The organism is Mycobacterium sp. (genome assembly GCF_049281135.1).
Classification (GTDB): domain Bacteria; phylum Actinomycetota; class Actinomycetes; order Mycobacteriales; family Mycobacteriaceae; genus Mycobacterium.
Genome location: NZ_JBAPRN010000011.1, coordinates 1 through 7,512 on the forward strand (window position 1 = coordinate 1; position 7,512 = coordinate 7,512).

The following is a 7,512-nucleotide window of genomic DNA, read 5'->3' on the forward strand; positions in this document are numbered from 1 at the left end:
GCGGCCAAGCTTGCGCTTCCCGATTGTCGATGCAGACGCGGCGGCATCGTGGGTGGTCGAGGGCAGCAACATCAGTGAGACCGATCCGACGTTGGGTGAAGTCGTCGTCACACCGTTCGGGCTCAAAGCCTTGACGACCGTGAGCAATGAACTGATCGCGGACAGTGCGGCCAACGCGGAAGCTGCCGGCGTCGTCGGTGACGGTCTCGTCCGGTCGTTTGCACGCGCGCTCGATAGCGCATTCTTCTCCACGTCGACCAGCAACGGGCCCGGTGGACTCGGCGGCATCGACTACCAGACCATCAACGTCGACGGTGCGTTCGTGAACTTCGATCCGTTCCTCCAGGCGATCAGCCAAGTGGAACAGTACGGTTCGGTGATCACCGGATTCGCGGCCAGCTTCTCGACCGTCGAACAGCTGTCTCAGCTGAAGCGATTCGAGGCGACCGCCACCATCGTGTCCAATGAGCCGTTGTTAGCGCAGTCACCCGGCGACGTGAGTAACCCGGTCAACCGCAGAATCTTCGGCGTACCGCTGTACTCCGTGCCCGAGAGCACCGACAGCCTGCCGACCATCGAGGATGGCGTGGTCTGGGCTATCGCCGCCGACAAGAGCTTTACCGTTCTGCGGCAAGACCTTTCCGTACAAGCGAACCCGTACAGCGCATTCTCATCGGACAGCACCCAGGTCCGCGGAGTCATGCGCGCCGCGTTCGGGTTCACCCAGCCCAATTGCGTTGTCCAAATAGTTTCCGGCGGAAGCTAACCGATCTGCCCCGGCACGGTGGCGCCTTCGTGGTCGTTGCTCGCCACCGTGTCGGGGCGTTGGCGTTGGTCCTTGTGGTGGGGACTAATTACGGGCCACGCCATCAACCCCGGTGCTCCCGTCAATCGGTCCTCGGCGCCTACACATCCGCCGGCAACCGTAGGGGTTCACTCTCCTGCTCCGCGACGGGGCACCGGGTCTACCAACGAAAGAGTCTTCTATGAACTGGCCGAACGACATTGCGGTCGTCGACAAACGGATCAAACGCTATGTGCTGAAAGCATTTTGGGACGGTGCGGACGACGACGAAATCGCCGAGGCCACCGGGCTGGACGTCGACCAGGTCGCCGCGATCCGAGAGCGAATGCTATGACCAGCAGCCGGGGACCGCGCACCAACCCGCTGCACAAGCTGCACGCAGCCCAACTCGAATACACGTTGAACACTGAAGGTTGGGCCGGCGTCGACGGATATACCCACGATTACTTGGGGAAGATCGGTCGGGCCGTACTCGTCTCGTGTCCGCAGTGTGAAGACGATTTATCGACGTGGCACATGCTGCGCGTGTCCCGCGATCGCGATGTTTGGAGTGTTGAGGCGATGGGGCCCGAGCCGGTACCCGGTGTCCGCTACACCGACCCGCAACACCAGCCCGTCCGCTACATCGAGGTGCCACATGCCTAGAGCTCCACGCATTTGCTCGTCAGTCGGCTGTACAAAAGTTATCCCCGCAGGTGCTGACTGCCCCAACCACCCACGCCGACAGTGGAAAACACGGCCACAGACACCCGTAGCACGTAGCGATAATCGGGCACGGCGAGCGATGCGCGGCAAATACGTTGGGCCGGACAAGGTTTGCGCACTCGCCTACCCGAATGTCTGTACCCGTGTCGCCACCATCCTGGACAGGATCGACAACGGGATTGGTTACACCGACGGAAACTTGCAGGGGGTCTGCGGGCCATGCGGGGCCAAGAAGGCCAGCGCTGAAGGGAATGCTGCACAAGGGCATCGAGTGCGGGATCCATACGACGTGCCGGAAGGTCGCTCGACGGATGGGCACCGTGGTCAGGATGAATACCGCGGTCGTTAGGTACAACAACCAGCCCCGCAATGGCCATTACAAACACAGGCATGCTTAACCTGACCCCCCACTCCCGCCACACCAACCCCTCCCCCCACCTCCGACACGCACCGGCCATTTCGGCGGAATGCTTTGGCGCATTGCAGAAACGCACACTTTCGCGCGGCCGGCCGCAGCTCAGTTTCAGCCGCATCATTCAAGGCGGCCGGAATTTTCAGCCGAATCGGGTTGACGTTGCAAGGACTTCGACAAAATCGAATACCTGTCGACCAGCGGTAACATGTGCGTTATGGGACGGATTGCCCACTGCAGCGCCGCTCGGAAACTGCGCCGTGAGCTTGATCAGGAACTTGCCGCCAACGCTGCCGCCGCGGGCGCCGAGTTGTACTGGACGGCGGCCGAACTGGCGATCCTGGAACGCATGAGCTGCACTGTCGACCACATTCAAGACCTGACCAGCGATTACACCCGGGCCGAATCAACCAAGCTGCGCGTCGAGGTGGCCCGCGAGATCCGTTTGCAGGACGGGTTGCTCACCAGGATGTTGAAGTTGGTGCGCACCGACGTGACCAACCCGGCCGCCGAGTCGCCGCAGACCCGCCGTGCCCGTCGAGCAGCACAGGCACGATGGAGTCAACATGCCGGCTAGCCGAGCGCCACGATCAGCCGCCGTCGTTCACCGCGTGCCCGGTCTGTATGCCGGTCTCCTCGAGCGCCAGGAGGCTGCCGTGATCAAGCCGGACGAGCGGACGTTCGACTGGGACACCACCGTCATGGCGACGTTCGCGCAGAGCCGGACTGCCGCGGCTGCTGCGGCCAAAATCCAGCCGAAGCGATCAACGCTGTTGGACAAGCTTCGCCGCGGTGAACCCGTCGTTGTGGAAGGTGCGACTGCACGCGAACATCTCCCGGCGAATCCACCGGACTGGCTTAAGCATCCGCGGGCACTGATCCGGGTTTATCCCGACGATCTGGTTGAGCCGGCCGGCGACGTCGAGCATGCCGATCAATGCCAGTGGTGAGTGGCGCCCGGCCTCGTATCACCAACCCTGGGAATCTGCGTATTCCCTGAGCAGATGCGAGTTAGCCTCCGCCATTTCAACGACCAAGGCGCACGTCACCATAAAATCGACGTCATACTTGAATGCGGGTTCAAGCGACCATCTAATTCCGTTGTCCCCGTTGCGCTTAGCTGAAGCGAAGATTGACCGGGACATCGGGTGCGCGAATTCGCTGAGGTCTGCATATACGCCCCGGAATGCACCAAACCGAGTACTCCCCTGATCGGCGTAGTTCGTGATGACACCCACTTTGATTGGGTAGGTGTCACCGAATCCGAGGATTCTGTCGAGTTGGTCGGGATGGTCGGTGGCATACAGCAGCGCAGCAGCATTCTCGGCGTAGGACCGCAACGTGGTGTAGGCGGCAAACGGGTTGTCGGTTTCGAGCGCGTGGACGGTTCCGTCGTGCAGACCGGCGGCACGGGTCGCCAGTCCCATGATCAGGAAGTGGCTGTCGTGCAACTGGTCGGTGCGACTAAGAGCCGCCGCAGCCGCATCGTGGAGCCACTGACGGGAAGCGCGAGCCCGTTCGATGCCTGTGGCCCGATCAACGATGCCCCGCGCCTTCACTGATTCGGGAATCTCTCGCGTAGGTACCTCATCCGCCATGCGCCGATTGTCCTCTGCGGCCCTGTCGCGGGTGAGGTCGCTGGGCGTAGCGTTCGTGCTCATGTCCGGTGACGAGACAACATGTGCGAGGTGTGGTGGCCCTGCTGACTGGGAGAAGCGGGCGCAGATGCGCGGTGGAATTCCTGATGATCCGCCCGTGTACGTGAAGGTCGCGGTTTGCAGGGCCGGGTGTAAACCTGTCGAGCTGGACGACTAGCTGGCTCTACGCCAGGCTTCACGCACAATGCCTCGTGCCGTCTCTTCTGGACATGTAAAGCCAGGGAACTGCTCTTGAACGGAGCCGATCGCTTCTTCCTCGCTGACGCCGGTCGGGACGCTGACGCCCTTCGGAAAATTGTCGTCAACATACCGTTGGAGCTCGTCGCCGAAGTCGGACATACCGTTCACTTCCATCGTTCTTGTCGGGTGCGTAGCAGGTCGACATTAGTGCCGGCGTCGGACTTCGCAGCGGCGACACGCCGAAGGCGACCAGACTGATCGCCCCTGACCTGCGGTGTTGTTTGCTGCGACGATGTGGCACGTATGTTGCACGACCACCCTCGAATCCGCTAAATGCGTTGTCCTGCACACCCTTTCGTTGCTCCCCCGGGTGGACTCGAACCACCAACCCTTCGGTTAACAGCCGAATGCTCTGCCAATTGAGCTACAGGGGACTACCTGGTGTCCGCGGCACATCGGCGCGGATCGCTGGAGACTCTAGCGTATTGGCTTGCGCGCGCCCAACCTGACCGATCGTCCGCCGGGAGGCACCGAACCACGGGCATGGGGCAGGATGGACGCAGAAACGCAAACCTCGGAAGGGACCGTTTTGATCCGTTACGTCGTCGTTCTGGGACTGGGCTATGTGTTGGGCACTAAGGCCGGTCGGCGCCGTTATGACCAGATCGTCGGCACCTACCGCGCCCTGACCAGCAGCCCCGCCGCCAAGGCGGTGATCGAAGCGGGACGGCGCAAGGTTGCCAATCGTGTGTCGCCGGACGCGCGGATGGTGACGCTGACCGAGATCGACGACGTGACCGCCGTGGTCGAGCGTGAGGCGCCCAATCGTTAAGCCGTGAGATCGTCGCCGCTGGCCTGCTCGAGCAGACTGCGGCGGTAGGCCTCCATCGCGACCAGATCGCCGAACAGCGCGTGATACTCGTCGCCCTGCTCCACCGGCGACATCCGCTGCAACTTGGACTTGACGTCCGCGATTTGCCTGCCGACCCACACCTCTTGCAGACGGGCCAGCACGCCGGCGATGTAGCGCGGCAGTTTCTCGTCGTCGTCGACCCGGATGGCTTCGACACTCAGCTCGCTGATCAACCCCGCTGCCGCGGGCGACGGGGCCGTTTGGCGCACCGCCTCCAGCCATTCCGCCCCGCCTACGCCGGTTCCGGTGCCGCCGGCCCCGCCTATCGCGGTACACACTGCGGCGTAGCCGGGATGGGTGAAGCTTTCGACGGTCAGCGTGTCGAACACCGGGCCGGCCAGCGCCGGGTATTGCAGCGCCGACTTGAGCGCCTCGCGCTGCGGCCACAATGTCGGGTCTTTGGGATCGGGACGAGGGACGGCAGGCACGGGCGCCGTCTTAGACGAAAGCTGCCCGGCCCCACGGAGCCTGCCGGAGGCGCGCCCTCGCGCCGTAGGACTTTTCGCCTCTTCGCGCACCCGGCTGATGACCTGTGCGACGTCGGCCCAGCCGGCCCAGCCCGCGAGTTGCCGCGCATACTCGTCGCGCAGGGTCGAGTCCTTGATCTGGGCGACGATAGGCACACAACGCCGCAGCGCGGAGACCCGGCCCTCGGCGTTGTCGAGGTCGATATCGCTCAGCGTCGTGCGAATCGCGAACTCGAACAACGGAGTTCGTCGCGCCACCAGATCGCGCAGCGCGCCGTCACCGGATGCCAACCGCAGGTCGCACGGGTCCATGCCGTCGGCCGCGACCGCGACGAAAGACTGGCCCGCCAGTTGCTGCTCACCGGAGAACGCCTTGAGCGCCGCTGCCCGGCCCGCCTCGTCGCCGTCGAACACGTAGATGAGCTCACCGCGAAAGAAGTTGTCGTCCATCATGAGCCGGCGCAGCATCGCCAGGTGTTCGTCACCGAACGCGGTGCCGCAGGATGCCACCGCGGTCTTCACCCCGGCCAAATGCATCGCCATCACGTCGGTGTAGCCCTCGACGACGACGGCCTGATGTCCCTTGGCGATCTCACGCTTGGCCAGGTCGATGCCGAACAGCACCGACGACTTCTTGTACAGCAACGTCTCTGGCGTGTTGACGTACTTGGCTTCCATCGGGTCGTCGTCGAACAGCCGGCGCGCGCCGAACCCGATCACCTCGCCGGCCGACGACCGGATCGGCCACAGCAGCCGACGGTGGAATCGATCCATCGGGCCACGCCGACCCTCCCGAGACAAGCCCGCAGCCTCGAGTTCTTTGAACTCAAAACCCTTGCGCAGCAAGTGTTTGGTCAGCGAATCCCAGCCGGACGGCGCAAAGCCGCAGCCGAAGTGACGCGCGGCGTCGGCATCGAAATTCCGCTCGGTCAGGTACTTTCGGCCGAGCTGGGCTTCTGGCGATTCCAGCGCCGCCACATAGAAGGCCAGCGCCTCGGCGTTGGCGGCGAGCAGCCGACTACGACTCCCCCGGTCGCGCTGCACGTTGGTGGTCGCGGCCCCGGTGTAGCTGATCGTGTGCCCGATCCGGTCGGCCAGCAGCTCGACGGCCTCCACGAAGCTCACGTGTTCGATCTTCTGCACGAAGGCATACACGTCGCCGCCTTCGCCGCAGCCGAAGCAGTGAAAGTGGCCGTGGTTGGGTCGCACGTGAAACGACGGCGATTTCTCGTCGTGAAAAGGGCAGAGCCCCTTCATCGAATCCGCGCCCGCCCTGCGCAGTTGGACGTAGTCGCCCACGACGTCCTCGATGCGGACTCGTTCGCGAATGGCGGCGATATCGCGATCAGAGATACGGCCGGCCATCGGCCCAGTGTAGAGCCGTCTGGTGGGCGGGCCGCCGGATTACCCGGTGCCGATCACGCCGCAGGCGAATCGCTTGTCAGCGTCGGGGCTGCCGTCGGCGCCGTGCACCAGGATCGCCGTTTTGCTGCCCGCCAAAAGGTCGTCCCGGGTGAACGCGTCGGTGGTGGTCACCAGGTAGGCCGCGCCGTCTTGACGCACCTCCAAGGGGTCGAGGTCGCCGCTCATCGGCTCCCCGGTGTGGCCGGGTGCCTGGAAGTGCATGCCCGCCGACAGGAAGTCGCCGTGCTCATCGGGCATCATCGGGTCGACCGAGTTCGGCTCGCACTTGCCGACGCCGTGGATGTGCATCTTGTGGAATCCCGGCGCCAGGATGTGGTCGTCGGTCGTCTTCACGGTGATCGTCGCGTAGCCGTTGGCGAACTCGAAGGTGGCGGTGGCCACCGACCGGCCGTCGGCGGTATGGAGCTGCGCGCTGAGGGTTTGCCCGCTCGGTGCCGGCGTGTTCGTCGAGCTCGACGTGGACGGCTCTTGGTGAGGGCTACAGGCGCTGAGCGCGGCGACGGACAGTGCGGCGAGAGCGTGCGACGGCTTGGCCATGGCCACGACTCTAGTCCGGCGGTTCACGGCTGGGCCGCGGCGATTCGTTCCAGTCGCCCCTCGGTGTAGGAGGCGACCTGGTCGACGATCACGCGTAGCCGCCCACCGTCGTCGGCGGCTACGTTGAAGGCCGCGATGAACACCGGGTCCAGGGTGTTGGGCGCTCCGGTCAGCAGCCCGTGCGCCACCCGATGGACCCGTTCCCGTTGCCGCGCCTGGATTTCCTGGTGTCGCGGATCGGACATGATGAACTGCAAGGCCAGCGTCTTGAGCAGGGCGACCTCGGCGCGGACCACCTCCGGCACCGACAGTTCGGCCCGGTAGCGAGCCAGCGGTCCGGGCCCCGCGGTCGCACGGGTGGCCGCGATCGCCGCCGAGGCGAACCGGCCCACCAGCTCGCTGGTCATTCG

9 protein-coding genes, 1 tRNA gene and 1 pseudogene are annotated in these 7,512 nt (G+C 64.3%); 6 read left to right on the plus strand and 5 right to left on the minus strand.

The window, feature by feature from the left end:
• The 5 genes from WAN02_RS00255 to WAN02_RS00275 form a co-directional block, all read left to right on the plus strand.
• The coding region (locus WAN02_RS00255; RefSeq protein WP_422261696.1) for a phage major capsid protein at positions 1-766 on the plus strand (766 nt) is incomplete at its 5' end.
• A 220-nt stretch (positions 767-986) separates the two neighbouring features.
• On the plus strand, positions 987-1,139 hold the full coding sequence (locus WAN02_RS00260) for a hypothetical protein (protein ID WP_422261698.1): 153 nt from the start codon (positions 987-989) through the stop codon (positions 1,137-1,139).
• Complete coding sequence (locus WAN02_RS00265) at positions 1,136-1,450, plus strand: hypothetical protein (protein WP_422261700.1); 315 nt, start codon at positions 1,136-1,138, stop codon at positions 1,448-1,450. The genes WAN02_RS00260 and WAN02_RS00265 overlap by 4 nt, the downstream gene beginning before the upstream one ends.
• Positions 1,451-2,139: 689 nt before the next feature.
• Positions 2,140-2,499: a hypothetical protein gene (locus tag WAN02_RS00270; protein ID WP_422261702.1), complete on the plus strand. Its 360-nt coding sequence runs from the start codon at positions 2,140-2,142 to the stop codon at positions 2,497-2,499.
• On the plus strand, positions 2,489-2,872 hold the full coding sequence (locus WAN02_RS00275) for a hypothetical protein (protein WP_422261704.1): 384 nt from the start codon (positions 2,489-2,491) through the stop codon (positions 2,870-2,872). The genes WAN02_RS00270 and WAN02_RS00275 overlap by 11 nt, the downstream gene beginning before the upstream one ends.
• A gap of 18 nt (positions 2,873-2,890) precedes the next feature.
• On the opposite strand, the gene WAN02_RS00280 is transcribed toward WAN02_RS00275, so the two are convergent.
• Both WAN02_RS00280 and WAN02_RS00285 read right to left on the minus strand, forming a co-directional pair.
• Entirely contained in the window at positions 2,891-3,583 is a 693-nt protein-coding gene (locus tag WAN02_RS00280) for a hypothetical protein (protein WP_422261706.1), read from the minus strand.
• 538 nt (positions 3,584-4,121) lie between these two features.
• A tRNA-Asn gene (locus tag WAN02_RS00285) sits at positions 4,122-4,194 on the minus strand.
• A 155-nt stretch (positions 4,195-4,349) separates the two neighbouring features.
• Here WAN02_RS00285 and WAN02_RS00290 point away from each other — a divergent pair.
• Positions 4,350-4,592: a hypothetical protein gene (locus WAN02_RS00290; RefSeq protein ID WP_422261712.1), complete on the plus strand. Its 243-nt coding sequence runs from the start codon at positions 4,350-4,352 to the stop codon at positions 4,590-4,592.
• On the opposite strand, the gene dnaG is transcribed toward WAN02_RS00290, so the two are convergent.
• From dnaG to WAN02_RS00305, 3 genes and pseudogenes are all read right to left on the minus strand, one after another.
• A complete protein-coding gene (dnaG, locus tag WAN02_RS00295; protein WP_422261708.1) occupies positions 4,589-6,505 on the minus strand; it encodes a DNA primase in 1,917 nt (638 codons plus the stop codon). The genes WAN02_RS00290 and dnaG overlap by 4 nt on opposite strands.
• A 39-nt stretch (positions 6,506-6,544) precedes the next feature.
• The gene (locus WAN02_RS00300; protein ID WP_422261710.1) at positions 6,545-7,102 is read right to left on the minus strand and encodes a superoxide dismutase family protein; all 558 of its coding nucleotides are present in this window, start codon (positions 7,100-7,102) and stop codon (positions 6,545-6,547) included.
• 23 nt (positions 7,103-7,125) lie between these two features.
• Positions 7,126-7,512 (minus strand): annotated as a pseudogene (locus tag WAN02_RS00305) (deoxyguanosinetriphosphate triphosphohydrolase); the annotation flags it as partial.

Coding starts and splice junctions, on each gene's coding strand:
- WAN02_RS00270 (WP_422261702.1), top strand. CDS start 2,140: ATGGGACGGATTGCCCACTGCAGCGCCGCTCGGAAACTGCGCCGTGAG.
- WAN02_RS00265 (WP_422261700.1), top strand. CDS start 1,136: ATGACCAGCAGCCGGGGACCGCGCACCAACCCGCTGCACAAGCTGCAC.
- WAN02_RS00275 (WP_422261704.1), top strand. CDS start 2,489: ATGCCGGCTAGCCGAGCGCCACGATCAGCCGCCGTCGTTCACCGCGTG.
- WAN02_RS00280 (WP_422261706.1), bottom strand. CDS start 3,583: ATGAGCACGAACGCTACGCCCAGCGACCTCACCCGCGACAGGGCCGCA.
- dnaG (WP_422261708.1), bottom strand. CDS start 6,505: ATGGCCGGCCGTATCTCTGATCGCGATATCGCCGCCATTCGCGAACGA.
- WAN02_RS00300 (WP_422261710.1), bottom strand. CDS start 7,102: ATGGCCAAGCCGTCGCACGCTCTCGCCGCACTGTCCGTCGCCGCGCTC.
- WAN02_RS00260 (WP_422261698.1), top strand. CDS start 987: ATGAACTGGCCGAACGACATTGCGGTCGTCGACAAACGGATCAAACGC.